Source organism: Nitratireductor sp. ATLC21 (genome assembly GCF_057196525.1).
Genome location: NZ_JBXUOU010000001.1, coordinates 1515634 through 1535960, shown reverse-complemented (window position 1 = coordinate 1535960; position 20327 = coordinate 1515634). Strand labels below are relative to the sequence as shown.

Below are 20327 nucleotides of genomic sequence, written 5' to 3'. Positions count from 1 at the left end.
GATTGTTCGTCTCCATCAAGATCGGGCATTGGTGAAGTGCCCCATGCCCGCAGAGCCTGATGTAGGTATCGCACCTGTGCAATCCCAATCATATTCGTGTGATCCTCAGGGGCAAACGACAATGTGGCTGAGGCTCTGCAGGAAACGTCGGAAAGGCTCGTGAATTTTCCTGCTTGACCTTCCATTGACTGGAAGGTTTAGAAGCGCAATCCTGAACAATAGTCATTCAGGGTGAAAACGATGAATACCCTTTCCGCCGGCGGCTCTCCGGTCATTGTAAAACGGTTCCGCATCGAGGGGCTGAGCTGTGCTTCCTGTGTAAGGCGCGCCGAAAACGCTATGGCAGAAGTCGATGGCGTGACGAGCGCCTCGGTCAATCTGGCCACCGAGACCGCCGAGGTTTCACTTCAGCCCGGCGTTGATTTTTCCAGCGTCGTCAATGCGGTGGAGCGTGCCGGTTACGGCGTTCCGGCCAGCCATCTCGATATCGGCATTGAGGGCATGACCTGTGCATCCTGCGTGCGGCGCGTGGAGCAGGCCATTGCCGCTGTGCCCGGAGTGTCAAAAGTCGCGGTGAACCTTGCCACCGAAAGCGCGTCCATCGATCTCATGAGTGATGAAGCGCGCAGCGGGGTGGAAGAGGCGATCCGCAAATCCGGCTACACGCCGGTTCTGCGCTCCGAGGGCGCTGCCGCGAGCGATGCGCATGAGAAGGCAAAGGCCACGGAGCTGCGCTCGCTCAAGCGCGATTTCACGCTGGCGGCAATCTTCACCCTGCCAATCTTCATTCTCGAGATGGGCAGCCATTTCATCCCGGGCATGCATGCCTGGCTCATGGGCATCGCCGACCGCAGCACGCTCTACATCGTTTACTTCGTTCTGGCGACCATCGTGCAGTTCGGGCCGGGCCTGCGCTTTTATCGCAAGGGATTTCCGGCGCTGATGCGCTTTGCGCCGGACATGAACTCGCTCGTCATGCTCGGTTCCACCGCAGCCTGGGCCTATTCGGTCGTGGCTACCTTTGCGCCCGGCGTTCTCCCGTCCGGCACGGTCAACGTCTATTTCGAGGCATCCGCCGTCATCGTTACGCTCATCCTGCTTGGGCGACTTCTGGAAGCGCGTGCCAAGGGCCGCACGGGCGAAGCCATCAAGCGGTTGATGGGCCTGCGCGCCAAAAGCGCCCGAGTTGAAAGGGATGGCAATTTTGTCGAGGTGCCGCTTGAAGAGGTGGTTGTCGGCGACCGGCTTCAGGTGCGTCCCGGCGACAAGGTGCCGGTCGACGGTCTGGTCGAAAGCGGCTCTTCCTATGTGGATGAAGCGATGATCTCCGGTGAGCCCGTCCCGGTCTCCAAGTCCGAAGGTGACGAGGTCATTGGCGGCACGATCAACAAGACCGGCAGCTTCGTCTACCGCGCCACCAAGGTCGGCTCCGACACGGTTCTGGCGCAGATCATCCGCATGGTCGAAAACGCGCAAGGCGCCAAACTGCCCATCCAGGCGGTCGTTGACCGGGTCACGGCCTGGTTCGTTCCCGCCGTCATGATCGTTGCAGCGCTCACATTCATCATCTGGCTCCTGTTTGGCCCCAATCCCGCATTGGCATTCGCACTGGTCAATGCGGTGGCGGTTCTCATCATTGCCTGCCCCTGCGCGATGGGGCTTGCAACGCCCACCTCCATCATGGTCGGCACCGGTCGTGCCGCACAGCTCGGTGTTCTCTTCCGCAATGGTGAGGCGCTTCAGAGCCTGCGAAACACAAGCGTTGTCGCGTTCGACAAAACAGGCACGCTGACACTCGGTCGCCCCGCACTGACCGATTTCATCGTCCAGGACGGATTTGACCGTGCGGAGGTTCTCTCGCTTGTCGCTTCTGCGGAAGCCATGTCTGAACATCCGGTAGCGGACGCTGTTGTGGAGGCTGCGCAAACAGCCAATCTGGCCCTCAGGACGGTCGTCGAGTTTGATGCGGTTCCGGGCTTTGGCATCGCTGCCACTGTAGGTGGTCACAGGCTTCATGTCGGCGCCGATCGCTACATGCATAAGCAGGGCATCGAGATCGGCAAGGCTTCCACAGCGGCAGAAACGCTCGCCTCCGATGCCAAGACACCGCTTTACGCGGCGGTGGATGGTCGGCTCGCGGCTGTCATCGCGGTCGCCGACCCAATCAAGGAATCGACACCGCGCGCCATTGCCGCTCTTCACGCGTTGGGGCTGGAAGTGGCCATGATCACCGGCGACAACCGGCATACGGCGCAGGCTATTGCCGCAAAGCTGGGCATCGACCGGGTCGAGGCGGAAGTGCTGCCAGAGGGCAAGGTCGAGGCGCTCAAGCGTCTGCGCAAGCAGGCAGGCCCGGTCTCTTTCGTCGGTGACGGCATCAACGATGCTCCCGCTCTTGCAGAAGCCGATGTCGGCATCGCCATCGGCACCGGCACGGATGTCGCCATTGAGAGCGCCGACGTGGTTCTCATGGCGGGCGATGTGACTGGCGTTGCCAACGCCATCGGGCTTTCACAGGCAACCATGAAGAACATCAGACAGAACCTGTTCTGGGCCTTCGCCTACAATGTCAGTCTCATTCCCGTTGCTGCGGGTGTTCTTTATCCCGCCACAGGCACCCTCCTGTCGCCCATGCTTGCCGCCGGCGCCATGGCTCTTTCCAGCGTCTTCGTGCTGGGCAATGCGCTGAGACTCAAGCGCTTTCAGGCTCCTCTTTCTGCCCGGATCACCGGGCAGGGGGCTGTGAAGGCAGCCAATACGAGGGCGGCAGAGGCTTCTGCCTGATCGCACTTTCTGGGGAAACCAAAAAACAGAGTCGACAGATTGGTTCGAGCAAGGCATATTGGTTAAACGTTTAATCTGCTTCTGAACCGGGCTTTGATGGCTTCTCGCGCCAATCTGTCCGATATTGCCAAGGCGCTTGGCGTATCGGTTGCGACCGTTTCAAACGCGATGTCCGGAAAGGGCCGCGTGTCGCAGGAACTCGGCCGGACGATCCGCGAAAAGGCAAAGGAGCTGGGCTATGTGCCGAGCCTCGCAGGCCGGGCGCTCAGCACCGGACGCAGCCATGTGCTTGGCCTTGTTCTGGCCGACATTGCTCACCCGCTCTTTCCTCAATTCGCGCAGGCGATCGAGCACGCGGCGTCCGAGGCGGGCTACGGCGTTCTTATCGGCGACAGTCGGGGTGATGTCGAGGCTCAGTCCCGCGCCATCAACCGGCTGATTGAGCGGGGCGCCGACGGCATTGTTGTGGTTCCCCGCCATGGTACGCGCATTGGCGATATTGGCCGTCCGGTTGCGGTGATCGATTCCCCCACCACGCCGGGCAACACCGTTGCCGCCGATCACTGGAATGGCGGTCGGGAGATTGGCCGGCATTTGCTTGACCTTGGCCATCGATCGGTCGCGATCATAGGTCTCCATTCGGATTCCAATGTGCAAAACGACCGCATTGGTGGCATTCGCGAGGCTTTTGCCGGGAGGGGCGAGACACGTCTGATCTGGATAGGCGAGATGGAGCGCCGCCATGGGGCCGGTTGTTCGCTCGGTCTCGTGCGGCTGGTGGAGGAGGGTGTTACGGCTTTCGCCGCGGTGTCGGATCTTCACGCCCTTCGCGCCATCACCGAACTGCAGCAGGGCGGTATCTCCATCCCGGGCGATGTCAGCGTAACCGGTTTCGATGATCTTATCTGGGCCGGCGTTATAGCGCCGAGCCTCACGACAATGCGCATGGATATGGAACGTATTGCCGAAATCGCCATTGCCGACCTCATTTCCCAGATCGAACAGGATGGTGCCGGGGCGGTTCCGCGCGGACTGAAGGCATCTCAGGGACAGAACTGCATTCCAATGGAACTCATCATTCGTCAGTCGAGCGGGCCGAAGTTGGGGCTCCCCGCTTCTGACGAGAGGACGCCGGGCCTTCGCGGCTCGGCGTCACCCACCGTCGACCAAGTCTAGAAGAAGCACCACCAGAGAAGGAAACAATTAGATATGTTCAAGAAACTCCTGGCTTCAGGCGTCGCGCTGGCCGCACTCAGCGGTGCGGCGCAGGCGGCTGATAAAAAGCTCGTCATCTCCGTCTATGGCTTCGCCCAGGACGCTTTCAAAGAGATCGTCTATGATCCGTTCGAGGCCCAGTGCGGCTGCGAGCTGGTGGTGGAGACCGGCAATTCCGTGGAGCGCCTCGCAAAGCTGGAAGCACGCAAGGACGATCCGGAAATCGACATGGCTGTTATGTCCACCCATGATGCGCTTTCAGCTGCGCGCAAGGGCATCACTCAGTCCATCGATGTCAGCCGCCTTTCGAACTATGACAAGCTCTACGACATCGCCAAGGATCCGGTCGGCGACAACATGGGTGTCGGCTACACCTTCTATGCCACGTCGATCGCTTACCGTGCCGACGAGGTGACGATTGAAAGCTGGGCCGATCTGTTCCAGGACAAGCTGAAGGGCCGCGTTGCATTTCCGAATGTCAGCACCAATCAGGGCCCGCCCGCGCTCTACATGGTCGGCAAGGCCATCGGCGACGATGCGGCAGACCTGAAAGCGGCAATCGGTGAAGTCGCCAAGAACAAGGACGATATCGTCACCTTCTACGAGCGTTCCTCGCAGGTCGCGCAGCTCATGCAGCAGGAAGAGATCCTGGCTGCACCCATTGGCCGTTTCGCCTGGGGCGCATACTCCAAGATGGGCTTCGACATGGCCTGGGCCACCCCGAAGGAAGGCCAGACTGGCGGCATGAACGTCATGATCCTGACCAAGGGCGCCAAGAACGAGGATCTCGCCTATGAGTTCATGGATTTCTGGCTCTCCACCGATATCCAGACCAAGCTTGCCGAGGCGCTGGTGGACAGCCCTGCCAACGCGGAAGTGAAGGTCTCCGACGAGGTCGCCGAAAACCTCACCTATGGCGCCGAGACCGTTGAGAGCCTGCAGCTGCTCGACCCGGCTGTCATTCTCGACAACCGCGAGACCTGGCTCTCGGAGTGGAATGCTCAGATCGGCCAGTAAGCCGTTAAGCTGATGCGATGGCTCGGGGGCGGGCGGAGGGTCCGCCCCCGAACCCAACACAAGGTTCCAACACATGTTTCAGAATCGGATGGAAGGACTGGCGCTGGCGTTGCCCGCGGCGGTCTTCGCGGCGATCGTTTTTCTCGTTCCCGTGGGCATCCTGCTTTCCGAGGGCTTTCGCGCCGAGGGAAGCTGGACGCTGGCGTCCTATGCCGGCTTCTTTGAAAGCGAGCTCAACCGCACCGTCTTCTGGCGCACGCTGAAGCTCGGCGCGATCGTCACTGCCGTGTCGGCGGTCATCGGCTATGCCACGGCCTATTCCATCGTCACGCTGCCGCCCACCGCGCGCGGTCGCATGATCGGCCTCGTCGTCATGCCGTTGATGATTTCGCCCGTCGCCCGCACCTATGCCTGGATCGTCATTCTGGGCCGCACCGGCTTCGTCAACGAGACCATTGTCTGGCTCGGTCTTTCCGACACGCCCATCCGGTTCCTGTTCACCGAAACGGCCGTCTTCATCGGTCTTCTGCAGCTCTTCCTGCCGCTCATGATCCTGTCGCTCATCAGCGCGCTGGAAAACATGCCCAAGGATGCCGTGCCCGCCGCGCGCGTTCTGGGGGCGAACTGGTTGCAGGTCTTCGTCAAGGTCATCCTTCCGCTCACCAAGGAAGGGCTCGTCATCGGCGGCACGCTGGTCTTCACCGGCTCGCTCACGGCCTACATCACCCCCGCCATTCTCGGCGGCTCCAAGGTGCTGATGCTGGAAACGCTGCTCTATCAGCGCGTCACCGTCGCCAACGATTTCGCCTCGGCAAGCATCATCGCCATGATCCTCATGGTCATGAGCTTCTCCGCCAACCTGCTTCTGAAACGCCTGGCCACCGCGAGGAACAAGCGATGACCTCCCGCCTTCTGTCCTACGTCACGCTGACGCTCGTCCTCATCTTCCTGCTCGGGCCGTTCGTCATCATCGTCGCGGCGGCCCTTTCTGGCGGCGAAACGCTCGCCTTCCCGCCGCAGGGCCTGTCGCTCAAATGGGTGATGAAAGTGTTCGAGGTGGAGAGTTTCAGGGCAAGCTTCGCGCTTTCCATGTTCCTCGCCATCTTCGGCACGCTCGCCGCCCTCGTGCTTGGCGTGCCGGTGGCCTATGCCGCCTCGCGTTATCGTCTGCCGTTCGGCGAGACCATCCGCACCATCGTTTCCGCACCGATCATCGTGCCGGGCATCATCGTCGGTCTGGCGCTTCTGCGCTATCTGGTGATCCCGCTCGATGTCAGCGTCGGTCTGGCGCTGTTCATCGCCCACACGGCGCTGATCCTGCCCTATGCAGTGCGCGTGGTTTCGGCCTCGCTCGACAATCTACGCAGCGACATCGAGGAGGCTGCGGTCATCCTCGGCTCTTCGCGGGTCGCGACCTTCTTCCGGATCGTGCTGCCCAACATCCAGAGCGGCATTCTGGCGGCCTTCATTCTGGGCTTCGTCACCAGCTTCAATCAGGTGCCGGTGTCGCTCTTCCTTTCAGGACCGGGCGTGCGCACGCTGCCTATCGACATGATCTGGTACATGGAAATCACCTATGATCCGTCGGTGGCCGCTCTCGCCGCGCTGCTCGCCTTCCTCTCCATTTCCATCGTTTTCCTCGCGGAACGTTTCCTGGGGTTCTCCCGCTATGTCTGATGAAACCTATCTCGATCTGAGCAATCTGACGCTCGCCTATGGCAAGACCGTTGCGGTCGAAAGCCTCAACCTGTCCATCCGCAAGGGCGAGCTGATTGCGCTGCTCGGCCCCTCCGGTTGCGGCAAGACCACCACCATGCGCGCCATCACCGGCCTTCTGCGTCCGGCGTCCGGCAAGATCACGCTGGATGGCGCGGACATCACCTATGTGCCGGCCAACAAGCGTCATGTCGGTCTGGTGTTCCAGTCCTACGCGCTGTTCCCGCACCTGACCGTGTTCGAGAACGTCGCCTTCGGCCTGCGCCTGAAGAAGCTCCCCACGGTGGAGATCAACCAGCGGGTCGAGGCCGGCCTCGCCATGGTCGGGCTCGGAAAATTCCACAGCCGCAAGCCGGCGGAACTCTCCGGCGGTCAGCAGCAGCGCGTGGCGCTTGCCCGTTCGCTGGTCATGGAGCCCAAGGTTCTGCTGCTCGACGAGCCGCTGTCCAACCTCGATGCGCGCCTGCGTCTGGAAATGCGCACCGAGTTGCAGCGCGTCCAGCGCGAGAGCGGCGTCACCATGGTCTTCGTCACGCATGACCAGAACGAGGCGCTGGCGCTGGCCGACCGCATTGTCGTCATGAAGGAAGGCGCAATCGAACAGGTCGGTTCGCCCGAGGATGTCTACAACCGTCCTCGTTCGCGCTTCGTTGCCGATTTCGTCGGCTTTGAAAACATCTTTGCCGTCAAGGACGGGAAGATCGTTACAGACAACGGCGCAGTGGATCTCGCCGGTGCGTCTGCCGTCAATGCGCCGGGGCTTGCCTGGCGTCCGCACATGGTCACCCTCGGGGAGGGGCGCTTTCAAGGCGAGGTGCTTGGCGCTGCCTTTGCCGGTGGCTCGCGCGAATACCTTCTGAAGAGCCCGCTCGGCCCCATCAAGGCCGAGATGGATGCATCCGCCCCCGCCTTTGAACCGGGCAGCACAGTTGCCTTCGACCTGCCGCCGGAGCGCGCTGCCGTTCTCGAACGCATGTAGAAAGGGAGTGTCCGCCTTGGTCTGGATCGACACGGATATGGGCTTCGACGACATTCTGGCGGTGATGATGGTCGCCGCCTCGTCGAAGCCGGTCGCTGGCGTCTCGCTGGTGTTCGGCAACGCGCCGATGGATGCGGTGCGCGCCAATGCCGCCGGAGCCGTATCGCTGCTTGGCTGGCGCTTCCCGATCCACACCGGCGCGGAACGCGCAATACTTGGCGGGGTGGAAACACCCGCCCATGTTCTCGGGCCCACCGGCATTCCGACCCGTGGGCGCAGCCTTCCTCAAGCCGAGGCGTTGCCGCGTACCGATGCGCTTGCGGCCCTGACCGCATGGCTTGAAGGGCTTGATGCGCCGGGCGAAATTCTGGCGCTCGGGCCGCTTACCAACATCGCGATCCTGTCGCTCGCCCGCCCGGACCTCATTTCAAAGATCGACAGCGTGACATGGATGGGCGGCGGCGCAACCCGTGGCAACCACACGGCCTCCGCCGAGTTCAACGCCTTCGCGGATCCGGAGGCCGTCGCCATCGTTCTGGCAAGCGGGATTTCGCTGCGCGTCGCCGATCTCGACCTCTGCCGCCAGGTGCTGGTCGGTCCTGAGGATGTCGACACCGTCCGCGCTGTCGGCACGCCGAAGGCCGAGATCCTGGCCGATCTCTTGGGCGCCTATGTCGACATCGCGCTCAATAGTGGGCGCAACGGCATGGCGCTCTACGATCCCACCGCCGCCGCTGCCTTCGTGGCACCTGACGCCTTCACCTTCGAAGAAGCGGAGGTGACGATGGAGCTTGCCGGCCCGCACACGCGTGGCCGCACTATTGTCGATCAACGCCCTCGCGCAAAGCCCAACGCTCTGTGGGGCATGCGCGCCGATGCCGCCCGCGTTCGCGCGATGGCGCTTGACGCCCTCGTGGAGGCTGCCCGCTCATGACCGCTGAACCCCACGACCTGAACGATCCTACACTGCGCGACCGCGCCGTTGCCGCAGCACGCGGCGATGCGCCGTTTGATCTTCTCATTCGCGGCGGCACGCTGCTTGATGCGGTGACCGGCGAACTGCGCCCCGCCGACATCGGCATTGTCGGCGCGCTCATCGCCAGCGTCCACGAACAAGGCGCGCGCGACGATGCAGCCGAAATCATCGAGGCAGAAGGGCTCACCGTTACGCCCGGCCTGATCGACATGCACATGCATGTGGAAAGCTCCATGATCACGCCTGCCGCTTATGCAGAGGCCGTGCTGCCGCGCGGCGTCACCACCGTTCAGTGGGATCCGCACGAATTCGCCAATGTGCACGGGCGTGACGGCGTCACCTGGGCGCTGGAGGCGGCAGCCGATCTGCCGCTGCGCATGATCGTGCTCGCGCCGTCCTGTGTTCCGGCAGCCCCGGGTCTCGAAATGTCCGGTGCCGATTTCGGTGGAGCCGAGCTTGCCGACATGCTGTCGCGTCCCGGCATTGGCGGCGTTGCCGAGGTCATGAACATGCGCGGCGTCATCGACCGCACCGCGCCCATGCGCGATGTGGTGCAGGCCGGCCTTGAAAGCGGCAAGCCCGTCTTCGGCCATGCCCGCAGCCTCAAAGGCGCAGACCTCAATGCCTTCATGGCCGCCGGCGTCAGCTCCGATCACGAACTCGTCTCCGGCGATGATCTGATGACCAAGCTGCGCGCCGGCCTCGCCATAGAAATGCGCGGCTCGCACGATCATCTTCTGCCGGAATTTGTCGAGGCGCTGAACGCGCTCGGGCATCTGCCTTCCATGGTCACGCTCTGCACCGACGACGTTTTCCCGGATTCACTTCTCAACGAAGGCGGGCTTGACGATGTGGTGCGCCGCCTGGTGCGCTACGGCATGCAGGCCCCCTGGGCCATTCAGGCGGCAACGCTCAACGCCGCGCACCGGCTCGCGCGCCCCGATCTCGGCCTCGTCGCCGCCGGCCGCCGCGCCGACATCGCGCTGTTTGACGATCTGGAGAATTTCCGCGCCGCCGCCGTCATCGCGAATGGCGTCGTGGTCGCGCGCGATGGCGCTTTGACGGCCCCGGTGAAGGCGCATTCCACCGCGCAGCTCAAAGGCTCCATCAAGTGCCCCACCTTCACGCCGGATGATTTCCGCATCCGGGCGGAGGGAGAGCGTGTGCGCGTCGCCACCATTCACCGCCCCCGCTTCACCGAATGGGGCGAGGCGGAAGCAACGGTGCGTGACGGCTTCGTCGTGCCGCCTGAGGGCGCGACGCTGATCAGCGTCATCCACCGTCATGGCCGCGCGCCGGCCATTCCGCGTGTGGGCTATCTCACCGGTTGGGGCTCCTGGCGCGGCGCATTCTGCACCACGGTTTCCCACGACAGCCACAACGTCACGGTCTTCGGCGGCAATGAAGAAGATGTGGCGGCAGCGGCCAACTGGGTGATCGAGGCTGGCGGCGGCATGGCCGTTGCGCAGGGCGGTCGCATCGTCGCCTCTCTGGCGCTGCCCCTGTCGGGCCTCGTCTCCGATGAGCCGCTGGCCGATGTGGCGGCGGGCTTTGCGGCCCTGCGCTCCGCCATGGACGACATTGTCGACTGGGAGCCGCCCTATCTGGTGTTCAAGGCCTGTTTCGGCGCAACGCTCGCCTGCAATGCCGGCCCGCACCAGACCGATCTCGGCATTGCCGACAATGCCCGCCCTGCCGTTCTGGAAACGCCAATTCTTGAGGTGCTGGGATAGGTTTCAGAAGCCGGCGCTCGCCCCTCATCCTCACCTTCTCCCCGTGAACGGGGAGAAGGGGGCATAGACGGGGACACTTCTTCCTTCTCCCCGCAGGCGGGGAGAAGGTGCCGGCAGGCGGATGAGGGGCGAGCGCCCCACGTCCAAAATCAGGCCGCCAGTTCCTGCTCCACCAGCGTCGTCCAGAACTTCACGCCGGTGCCGATCGCCCCGTCATTGAAGTCATAAGCCGTGTTGTGGTGCAGCGCGCCATCAACGGCCGGGCCATTGCCGAGCCACACATAGGCCCCCGGCACGTCCTGCGAGAAGAACGCGAAGTCGTCGCCCGCCGTCGAAGGCGGAAAGTCGGTGCGCACCTTGTCGCCGCAAACGGCCTGTGCCGCCGCCAGCGCACGCGCTGTCGCATCCGCATTGTTCACCACGGGGGGAATACGGCGGATGAAGCGGTATTCCGCCTCGATGCCGAACATCGCAGCAACGCCATTCGCCAGCCGGCCGATCTCTTCTTCCAGCTGGTCGCGCACACGCGGCGTGTAGGCGCGGGCGGTTCCTGCAATGTCCATGAAATCGGGGATCACGTTCAGCGCCTTGGGGTCGCCCGCCTGCACCGAGCAGGCGCTCACCACGGCTGGCTGCAACGGGTCCACCACGCGGCCGACAATCGTCTGCAGGCTTGCAAGAAAATGCCCGCCCGCCGTCACCGGGTCCTTGCCCAGATGCGGCTTTGCGCCATGGGTGCCGACACCGCGAAAACGCACCTGCCAGCTATCGGAAGAGGCAAGCTGCGGGCCGGCCACAACGGCCATCTCGTCGGTGTCGAGGCCGGGCATGTTGTGCAGGCCATAGACCGCATCGCAGGGGAACATCTCGAACAGGCCGTCTTCCACCATGCGCTTTGCGCCGCCACGGCCTTCTTCCGCCGGCTGGAAGATGAAGTGCACCGTGCCGGAGAAATTGCGCGTGCGCGCCAGTTCGCGCGCCGCGCCCAGAAGCAGCGTCGTGTGTCCGTCATGTCCGCAGGCATGCATCTTGCCGGGCACGGTCGATTTGTAGGGGCGGTCGGCGGTTTCGGGCATGGCGAGCGCGTCCATGTCGGCGCGCAGGCCGATGGTGCGCGGGCCGTTGCCCACCGTCAGCGTGCCCACCACGCCGGTGCCGCCAAGGCCGCGATGCACCTTCATGCCGGTCTCTGTCAGATGTTCGGCGACAATCTGGCTGGTCCGCTCTTCCTCGAAGCCCAGCTCGGGATGTGCGTGCAGATCGCGCCGCAATGCGACGAGAAAATCCATCTCCGCGCGAACATCCTCGTTAACAGCCATCAATACGCCCTTTCCATTTATGCGTCTGCCCGGATAAAAGGTGCCTTCCGCAACAAGGCGGCCGGCGTGGAGATATACGCTCTGTCCGGGAACAGAAATCCAGGTGAAAACAGCTCATTCTTAACGCGGGGCCTTTCGGCAGACAATGACGCATTCCGATTTCCAGATCGATCCTCAGGCATTTTGGCAGGAGCTCGAACCGGCAGGAACCTACGAGCGCGCCCCGCGCGGCGGCCACAAGGGTTTCTTCCCTGCAGAGCTGCCCGATGGGCGTCAGCTCGGCCTCCCGATCCGCGTTCTTTCAGGCGGCGAGCGGGCGCTGGCGTCGCTCATCGTCAACCAGGCGAGCTTCTCCGTCTCCGACGCGCTGGCGAAGGCGCTGGCTGAAAAGGCGTCCGCCTTCAGGCCGGATGTCGTCGTTGGCCTGCCCACCCTCGGCCTGACGCTCGCCTCGCAGGTCGCCCGCGCGCTGGGCCACAGCCGCTATGTGCCGCTCAGCACGTCGCGCAAGTTCTGGTACGAGGAAGAGCGCTCGGTTCCGCTGCGCTCCGTCACCAGCCCCGATCAGCAGAAGCGCCTTTATGTGGATCCCCGCATGCTGCCGCTCATCGAAGGGCGCCGCGTGCTTCTGGTGGATGATGTCATCAGCACCGGCAGCTCCATTCTCGCCGGTCTGAAACTCCTCAAACTGTGCAACATCGAGCCCGTCGCCATCGGTGCCGCGATGCTCCAGACGACTCGCTGGCGCGAGGCGCTTTCGGCTGAAAGCGCAGGCATCTGCGAACGCGTGGTCGGTGTGTTCGAAACGCCGGCACTGGCGCCGACGCCCGAAGGCGGGTGGCTGCCGGAAAACTGATGGCCCTTGCCATTGTCGTCGTCGCACGCCATCATGTTGCAATGCAGCATGACCGGTTCGGCACATGACGGTAACGGGAGCAGAGCGCAGGGCGCGAGCGACGACGCCCGTCAGGCTGCACAATGGTCTTAGCCAGCTCCTAGGCTCCATTTATCCTGACCAGGACCCCGTCGCGCTCGCAGAGCGGGTGCTGGCCGCGTTCTTCGGAAAGAAGGGAAAACCGCGCAGACGTGGCAGGGTCCCGGCAAACTCCCTGTGGAGCGAAAAGGACAACTACGTCATCACCTATGGCAACACGCTGGTGGATGGCGAACACAAGCCCCTCGATCTGCTGCACGATTTTTCCGAGCGTTATCTGGCGGGCGTCTTCACAGGCATTCACATTCTGCCCTTCTTTCCGTTCACCTCGGACGATGGGTTCGCCGTTACCGACTATCGCGAGGTGAACAGCCAGTTGGGCGACTGGGCCGATATTTCGCGCATCGCCGGCCACTTCCGTCTCATGTCCGATCTGGTGATGAACCATTGCTCCAGCCAGAGCCGCATGTTCTCGGATTTCCTGCAGGGCCACGAACCCTGGGACCGGTTCTTCAAGGTGGCGAACCCTGATGATGATCTGAGCGCGGTGGTGCGACCCCGTACGCATCCACTCCTGCGCGCCTTTGAGACCGACCACGGCATCAAACATGTCTGGTGCACGTTCAGCCACGATCAGGTGGATTTCGATTTTTCCAATCCGCGTGTCCTGTTTGAGTTTCTGGATATTATCCGCGAGCATATCGAGCGTGGCGTGCGCACCATTCGCCTCGATGCGGTGGCCTTCCTCTGGAAGGAGATCGGCACACGCTGCATCCATTTGCGCCAGACGCATGAGATCATCCGCCTTATCCGGCTCTTGTGCGATTATCGCGAAGAGCCGATCGTTCTCATCACCGAGACCAATGTCCCGAATGTCGAGAACCTCAGCTATTTCGGCAATCGCAACGAAGCGCACATGATCTACAATTTCGCGCTGCCGCCACTTCTTCTCCATGCGTTGTTGGGCGGCACGTCGAAATATCTCAACGCCTGGCAGATGGCGATGCCGCCGGCGCAGCTCGGCTGTGCCTATTTCAATTTTTCCGCCTCGCATGATGGCATTGGCCTGCGACCCGCCGAAGGTCTCATTCCTGAAGAAGAGATCCTGCAGGTCATCGACACGGTGCAGGGATTTGGCGGCCGGGTTTCCTATTATGCTCGCCCGGATGGCGACAGGCCCTATGAGCTAAATGTGGCGCTGTTTGACGCCTTTGCCGGAACTCATGAAGGGACCGACGATCTGCAGGTCGAGCGCTTTCTGTGCAGCCAGGCCATTGTCATGGGGTTGGAGGGCATTCCCGCTTTTTACATTCATTCCCTTCTTGCAACGCGCAACGACTATGACGGCGTCGAAAAGCTGGGCTACAATCGCGCCATCAACCGGAAGCGACTGGACTACGCGATGCTGCGCAAGGAGCTTGATGATCCAAACACGCTCTCCGCCCGTGTGCTTTCGCGGCTGAAGGAGATGGTGCGCGTGCGCTCGGCGCAACCTGCCTTCCATCCCAACGCCACGCAATTCACGCTTCAGCTCGGCGAGGCCTTTTTCGGTTTCTGGCGTCAGAGCCTTGATCGGGCGCAAAGCATCTTTGCCGTTTCCAATCTCACGGCAGAGCCGCGCTCCATTCCCTCCATGGCCCTCAATCTGATTGAGGGCGATGCATGGTGCGATCTCCTGTCGGGTGAGCCGGTGGCGCAGCTTTCCGGTGAGATAGCCTTTGCCCCGTATCAGACTCGCTGGATCTCCAACCGGCAAACGGTTTCATGATCATCAGGCCGCGCCTCGTCGTGTTCAGCGACCTGGATGGTACGCTGCTGGATCACGAGACCTATGATTTCACGCCCGCTCTGCCTGCGATAAAGGCGTTGCGCGCGCGCTATGGCGCACTCATTCTTGCTTCCAGCAAAACGGCTGCCGAAATCGCGCCGCTGCGTCGCGCTCTGGATTTTTCCCACTGTCCGGCCATTGTGGAAAATGGGGCTGGCATTCTTGCTTCCGCGCGGGGCAGTCAAAATGAGAGCGGTGGCCGCTACGAGGAGCTCATCGGCCATCTCGATGCTCTGCCTGCAGAGCTGCGGCGATGCTATTCCGGCTTTTCGGACTGGGATGAGCAGGAGGTGGCCGCGCGCACGGGCTTGAGCCTGGAGGGCGCGCAACTGGCCAAGCAGCGGGAATATTCCGAACCGGGCATCTGGAGCGGAACGGAAGAGGCGTTTGCCGCGTTCTGCCAGGCACTGAGCAGGAAGGGCATTTACATCCAGAAGGGCGGTCGGTTCGTCACGCTGTCGTTTGGTGGCACAAAGGGACAAAGGGTCAGGGAGCTTCTGGCTCGGCTTGAAGACAAGCGCGTGCCAGCGATCAGCATCGCACTTGGTGATGCGCCGAATGACAGGGACATGTTGGAAAGCGTCGACATCGCGATTGAAATTCCCAACCCTGCCCATGCGGGGGTCGGCAAGATTGCCCGTGGTGGAAGCCAGGTGCTGAGAAGAGCGCGTCTTGCGGGGCCTGCAGGCTGGAACGAAGAGATGCTCGCAGTGCTGGAAGAGATCGAATAGCGGGGAGGAACATCATGTCGGATTTCCAGCAGAGCGGCAGCGTCGCCACGCTGCACAATCTCGGCACCATTGCACCCGAAGAGATGGAGCGACAGCTCAACCTCTTCGCCGGCCGCCGCAAGATCACGCTCATCCTGCCCTCGCTGTTTTCGGAGCTTGAAGCCCCGGCGCTTGGCAAGATCGTCGATGAGCTTTGCCAGGTGGATTACATCAATCACATCGTCATAGGTCTGGACCGGGCAGACGAAGAGCAATTTCGCTTCGCCCGGGATTATTTCTCCCGTTTGCCGCAAAAGCACTCGATCCTGTGGAACGACGGTCCGCGCCTCAAAGCTGTTCAGGAGCGCCTCGCCTCTCTTGGGCTCGCGCCGGAAGAGCCCGGCAAGGGGCGCAATGTCTGGTATTGCATGGGCTACACGATTGCCTGCCAGGATAGCGACGTGGTCGCCCTACATGATTGCGACATCACCACCTATTCGCGCGAAATGCTCATGCGGCTTGTCTACCCGCTGGCAAATCCCTCCTTTCCCTATCAGTTCTGCAAGGGATATTATCCCCGTATCGCCGATGGGAAACTGAACGGTCGGGTCAGCCGGCTGTTGATAGCGCCGATTTTGCAGGCGTTGCAGCGCACCTTCGGCCACAGCGATTATGTCGAATATCTGCAGGCTTTCCGCTATCCGCTGGCGGGCGAGTTCGCCATGCGCACGTCCATCCTCCCGGACATCCGCATTCCCTCCGACTGGGGGCTGGAGATCGGCGTTCTTTCAGAAGTCTGGCGCAATCTCGGTCGTCACTCGGTCTGTCAGGTGGATATCTGCGACCGCTACGACCACAAGCACCAGCCGCTGTCGGCAGAAGATGCCGCACGCGGGCTTTCGCGCATGTCGATTGACATTTCCAAGGCGATTTTCCGCAAACTCGCGACCGACGGCATGGTGTTCAGCCAGGAGCATTTCCGCACGCTCAAGGCCACCTACTACCGGCTCGCTCTCGATCTTATCGAGCGTTATTACAACGACGCCATCATGAACGGCCTGCATGTGGATCGCCACAAGGAAGAGAAGGCTGTGGAACTCTTTGCCGCGAATATCGTGGAGGCGGGGCACACCTTTCTGGAGCACCCGATGGAAACCCCTTTCATCGCCAATTGGAGCCGTGTGCAGTCGGCTGATCCGGATGTTTTGAGGCTCCTGCGCGAAAGCGTCATTGCCGACAATGCGGGCAGCCCGTCATGACTTCGCTTGCCGGGGATTACAAAGCGTCATCAGATTTGTAGTCGAGCCGTATTGTGGCGGCATTCGAGATGTAGCGCGCACTTGAACAAGCGTGCGCACTCTGATTCCCTGATGCGGACGCGCGGGCGGAGCGATTCGTTTTCGCCGCCTGCCCCCAGGAAGGACCAAGGCCCAATGACGGACGAAAAGAAGCCCGAAATCTCTGAAATGCGCCCCAAGATCACCATCGTTGGTGTCGGTGGCGGTGGCGGCAACGCCGTCAACAACATGATCGCGCAAAACTTGCAGGGCGTGGACTTCATCGCCGCCAATACCGATGCGCAGGCACTCACCATGTCGAAGGCCGAGCGCCTCATTCAGCTTGGCGCGAACTCGACCGAGGGGCTCGGTGCCGGTTCGCTGCCAGAGATCGGCCAGGCCGCCGCGGAAGAGACCATCGACGAGATCATGGATCACCTTTCGGGCACGCATATGTGCTTCGTTACGGCCGGTATGGGCGGAGGCACGGGCACGGGTGCTGCTCCCATCATTGCCGCTGCTGCGCGCAATGCCGGGATCCTGACGGTTGCGGTCGTCACCAAGCCCTTCACCTTCGAGGGCAACCGCCGCATGGCCATTGCCGAGCGCGGCATTGAGCTTCTGCGGCAGGCAGCCGATACGGTTATTGTTATTCCAAACCAGAACCTTTTCCGCATCGCCGACGCCAAGACCACCTTTGCCGAAGCGTTCGAACTGGCCGACAAGGTTCTTTACTCGGGCGTTCGCTGCATCACCGATCTGATCGTCAAGGAAGGCCTGATCAATCTCGACTTCGCCGATGTGCGTTCGGTCATGCGCGACATGGGTCGCGCCATGATGGGCACGGGCGAGGCGACGGGCGATGCCCGCGCGATGAAGGCGGCCGAAGCCGCTATCGCCAACCCGCTTCTGGACGAAGCCAACATGAAGGGCGCACGCGGCGTGCTGGTCTCCATTTCCGGTGGCCGCGACATGACGCTGTTCGAGGTGGATGAAGCTGCTACCCGCATCCGTGAGGAAGTCGGCGACGATGCCGAGATCATCGTCGGCGCCATCTTCGACGACAAGCTGGAGGGTGTCTTCCGGGTCTCTGTCGTCGCGGCCGGGCTGGCAAGCGAGACAGATGCGCAGGCTGGAGAGAGCGGTCACGCCGAGGCACTGCGCGCCTAGATGACGCGACGATTTTCCGGGCGGCTACGTGCCGCCCGAATTTCGGAATTTGACCGGTTTTCCGTCATTCCAGAGCGAATTTCAGAATTTCAAACCGGAATTTCCAAAATTATACAGGCGCCCTGAAACACGGGTTGCCAACGTCCATCACCATGTTTCGTTAATCTGCGGCTGGTATCCGGAAGGTGCGGTGTTTGCCGCTCGGATCAGGAAACGGGGGCCGCTGGATGGCGAGCAGAACAGCATGGTTGAAGCGCGGGCTGGCAGCGGTCGGTCTTCTGGTGCTGGCCTGCGGACCGCTCGAGGCAGCGACATTCGCACCTGAGCGTGGGCTCAATCTTGACCTATGGGATACCTGGCCGAACGAGGCAGAGTGGTCGCGGGATGGCGTACTCCTGCCATATCCCGAATGGCGGCGGAAACTGAATACGAGCGACCTCACGCGCCTCAAGGAGACGGGGTTCGATTTTCTGCGCATGCCGGTCGACCCCATTCCATTTCTCTCTCCGAAGGCAAGACATCTGCGTGAGCGGCTTTTGATTTCGGTGCTGGAAGCTGTCAGATCCATCAATGCGGCCGGGCTGAAGGTGATTGTCGATCTTCATCCGATTCCGCGCGGTGCCGACCGGTTCGCCGGTGTTGAAGAGCTGCTGCGCGATGATGCGCTGTTCGAGCGTTATCTGGAACTGGTGCGCGATATGGGCCGTACGCTTGCCGGCGAAGATCCAGAGCAGGTCGCATTCGAATTGATGAACGAACCCGTGACGGGCTGCGACGGCTCTGAAGGGGCGCTCTGGGACGAGCAACTTGGACGGCTTTTTGCAGCAGCGCGTTCGTCTGCGCCGCGCACCACACTTGTTTTATCAGGTGCATGCTGGGGTTCGGCCGAAGGGCTTGCGGCCCTCAACCCGAACACCATTCCCGACAACAACATTCTTTGGGCGTTTCACTCCTACGATCCCTTCATCCTGACCACGCAGGGAGCGCTTTGGGCAGGCGATTTCATTCGCTATGTCACGGGCATTCCCTATCCTCCCCATGAACACAGGGCCGAACTGGAGCAGGCGGTGAAGAAAGCGCGGGAACGCATCCGCAACAACGCGCCCATGATGCGCCGCTCCGGAATGTTGGACTATCTCGATGAACAGATTGCAGGCGTCGATACGCCCGAGGAACTGGATGCGCAGATGGATGCACCGTTCAAGACCGTGGCGGACTGGGCGGCGCGCTATGGGGTCGATCCGAAGGACATCCTCCTTGGTGAGTTCGGCATGATCCGTCAGGAGTATCAGAATCCTGATGTGATCCTGGGAGAATGGCGGGCAGCCTATATGCGCGACATGATCGAGAAGGCCGAGGAGCGCGGCTTTGCCTGGTCCATCTGGGGATATGGTGGAGCGTTCGGCATTGTCGAGGAATTTGGCGGAAACCCCGCTGAGGACGATGTGCTGCGCATGATCCGTTCACTCGAGAAATGAGCTCAGGACCTGAGTGAGGCTTCCAATGACGAAAATCGCTTTTGTGGGTACAGGCTTCGTCGCCGACTACTACATGACCACGCTGGAAAATCACCCGGGCCTGCAATTGGCGGGTGTGTGGGACCGTGACGATGAGCGCCTCGCCCAATTCTGCGCTTTCCACAAAGTGCGCGCCTACAACAACATTGAGGCCCTTCTGGACGACCCGGATGTGGAGATCGTTGTCAATCTGACCAACCCTGAGAGCCATTATGCGGTCAACAGGGCGTGTCTTGAAGCCGGCAAGCACGTCTATTGCGAGAAGCCGCTGGCCATGCATTTTGACGAGGCAGAAGCGCTGGCAGCACTGGCCGAGAGCCGAAAGCTCACCCTTTGCTGTGCGCCGGCCAACGCCTTGAGCAAGGCGCATGGTGCCTTTGCGCAGCTGTTGTCGGAAGGCCGGATCGGCCAGCCACGCCTAGTCTATGCCGAGATGGAGGATGGTCCCGTTTTTCGGGCGGACTGGCAAAACTGGCGCAGCCGCTCGGGTGCGCATTGGCCCGGTGCGGAAGAATTCAAGATCGGTTGTACACTGGAACATGCAGGCTATGCTCTGAGCTGGCTGGCCGCTCTCTTCGGTCCGGCCGCGCATCTGTCTGCCTCTTCCGCGCTTTGCTTTCCTGACAAGGGCGTTGCCGATAGCGAAACGCTTGCACCGGACTTCTCCGTTGGGCTCATCACTTTCCAGAGTGGGGTGAGGGCACGGTTGACCTGCGGGCTCGCAGCACCTCGGGATCGTTCGCTGACCGTGCTCGGAGACAGTGGCAGCCTGATCCTGCGTGACCTGTGGGACGACAATTCCCCCATTCATTTGTCTTCGCCGGGAAATGAGAGATCGTTTCTTGAACGCGCTCTCAACTTCATCGAACACAGGTTCGGGCGCACCCTCCCGGTTCGGGTGCTTCCGGGACGGCGTGTATCCAGCCAGCCGGCAGGCAAAAAGCGGACGCTGCCATCATACCCTTCGCAGATAGACTTCATGGGCGGCATCGCTGAACAGGCTGCCGCGCTGGAAGAGGGACGAACCCCGTTTTTCTCCGGGAAAGTGGCATTGCACCTCACGGAGCTTGTCCTTGCGCTCAATGCCGGGGAAAATGACTACACGCCGAAGACCGGTTTCGATTTCAGCCCGCGCTGGAGCGGATCCTGAGA

Annotated in this window: 16 protein-coding genes; 15 read left to right on the top strand and 1 reads right to left on the bottom strand. The window is 61.9% G+C overall.

Features of this window, described 5'->3' with window-relative positions; all coding sequences use genetic code 11:
- The first annotated feature begins 240 nt into the window (after positions 1-240).
- The 8 genes from AC2CHD_RS07465 (at position 241) to AC2CHD_RS07430 (ending at position 10420) form a co-directional block, all read left to right on the top strand.
- A complete protein-coding gene (locus AC2CHD_RS07465; RefSeq protein ID WP_484553127.1) occupies positions 241-2784 on the top strand; it encodes a heavy metal translocating P-type ATPase in 2544 nt (847 codons plus the stop codon).
- A 96-nt stretch (positions 2785-2880) separates the two neighbouring features.
- Positions 2881-3960, top strand: coding sequence for a LacI family DNA-binding transcriptional regulator (locus tag AC2CHD_RS07460; protein WP_484553126.1), 1080 nt, complete (start codon positions 2881-2883; stop codon positions 3958-3960).
- Between the two features lie 33 nt (positions 3961-3993).
- Complete coding sequence (locus AC2CHD_RS07455; RefSeq protein ID WP_484553125.1) at positions 3994-5016, top strand: ABC transporter substrate-binding protein; 1023 nt, start codon at positions 3994-3996, stop codon at positions 5014-5016.
- Between the two features lie 73 nt (positions 5017-5089).
- Positions 5090-5917 (top strand): ABC transporter permease, encoded by an 828-nt coding sequence (locus AC2CHD_RS07450; protein WP_090328023.1) that lies wholly within the window; start codon positions 5090-5092, stop codon positions 5915-5917.
- Positions 5914-6693 carry an ABC transporter permease gene (locus tag AC2CHD_RS07445; RefSeq protein ID WP_007008938.1) on the top strand — a complete coding sequence of 260 codons (780 nt, stop codon included), beginning with the start codon at positions 5914-5916 and terminating at the stop codon, positions 6691-6693. The genes AC2CHD_RS07450 and AC2CHD_RS07445 overlap by 4 nt, the downstream gene beginning before the upstream one ends.
- Positions 6686-7711: an ABC transporter ATP-binding protein gene (locus AC2CHD_RS07440; protein WP_484553124.1), complete on the top strand. Its 1026-nt coding sequence runs from the start codon at positions 6686-6688 to the stop codon at positions 7709-7711. The genes AC2CHD_RS07445 and AC2CHD_RS07440 overlap by 8 nt, the downstream gene beginning before the upstream one ends.
- 16 nt (positions 7712-7727) lie before the next feature.
- A complete protein-coding gene (locus AC2CHD_RS07435; RefSeq protein WP_484553123.1) occupies positions 7728-8645 on the top strand; it encodes a nucleoside hydrolase in 918 nt (305 codons plus the stop codon).
- On the top strand, positions 8642-10420 hold the full coding sequence (locus tag AC2CHD_RS07430; protein WP_484553122.1) for an adenine deaminase: 1779 nt from the start codon (positions 8642-8644) through the stop codon (positions 10418-10420). Before AC2CHD_RS07435 ends, AC2CHD_RS07430 begins: the two co-directional genes overlap by 4 nt.
- 149 nt (positions 10421-10569) lie before the next feature.
- Here the strand turns inward: AC2CHD_RS07430 and AC2CHD_RS07425 are convergent, their stop codons facing one another.
- Positions 10570-11739 carry a M20 aminoacylase family protein gene (locus AC2CHD_RS07425; RefSeq protein WP_484553121.1) on the bottom strand — a complete coding sequence of 390 codons (1170 nt, stop codon included), beginning with the start codon at positions 11737-11739 and terminating at the stop codon, positions 10570-10572.
- Positions 11740-11884: 145 nt separating this feature from the next.
- On the opposite strand from AC2CHD_RS07425, the gene AC2CHD_RS07420 reads away from it, so the two are divergent.
- The 7 genes from AC2CHD_RS07420 to AC2CHD_RS07390 all read left to right on the top strand — a co-directional run bounded on the left by AC2CHD_RS07420 (position 11885) and on the right by AC2CHD_RS07390 (position 20325).
- Entirely contained in the window at positions 11885-12595 is a 711-nt protein-coding gene (locus AC2CHD_RS07420) for a phosphoribosyltransferase (protein WP_484553120.1), read from the top strand.
- A gap of 64 nt (positions 12596-12659) precedes the next feature.
- The gene (locus tag AC2CHD_RS07415; RefSeq protein WP_484553119.1) at positions 12660-14441 is read left to right on the top strand and encodes a sugar phosphorylase; all 1782 of its coding nucleotides are present in this window, start codon (positions 12660-12662) and stop codon (positions 14439-14441) included.
- Entirely contained in the window at positions 14438-15232 is a 795-nt protein-coding gene (locus AC2CHD_RS07410; protein WP_484553118.1) for an HAD-IIB family hydrolase, read from the top strand. The genes AC2CHD_RS07415 and AC2CHD_RS07410 overlap by 4 nt, the downstream gene beginning before the upstream one ends.
- 14 nt (positions 15233-15246) lie before the next feature.
- Positions 15247-16470: a glycosyltransferase family protein gene (locus tag AC2CHD_RS07405; RefSeq protein WP_484553117.1), complete on the top strand. Its 1224-nt coding sequence runs from the start codon at positions 15247-15249 to the stop codon at positions 16468-16470.
- Between the two features lie 174 nt (positions 16471-16644).
- A complete protein-coding gene (gene ftsZ / locus AC2CHD_RS07400; RefSeq protein WP_229448266.1) occupies positions 16645-17658 on the top strand; it encodes a cell division protein FtsZ in 1014 nt (337 codons plus the stop codon).
- 227 nt (positions 17659-17885) lie between these two features.
- Complete coding sequence (locus AC2CHD_RS07395; RefSeq protein WP_484553116.1) at positions 17886-19136, top strand: glycoside hydrolase family 5 protein; 1251 nt, start codon at positions 17886-17888, stop codon at positions 19134-19136.
- A gap of 25 nt (positions 19137-19161) precedes the next feature.
- Positions 19162-20325 carry a Gfo/Idh/MocA family protein gene (locus AC2CHD_RS07390; protein ID WP_484553115.1) on the top strand — a complete coding sequence of 388 codons (1164 nt, stop codon included), beginning with the start codon at positions 19162-19164 and terminating at the stop codon, positions 20323-20325.
- Positions 20326-20327 lie beyond the last annotated feature (2 nt).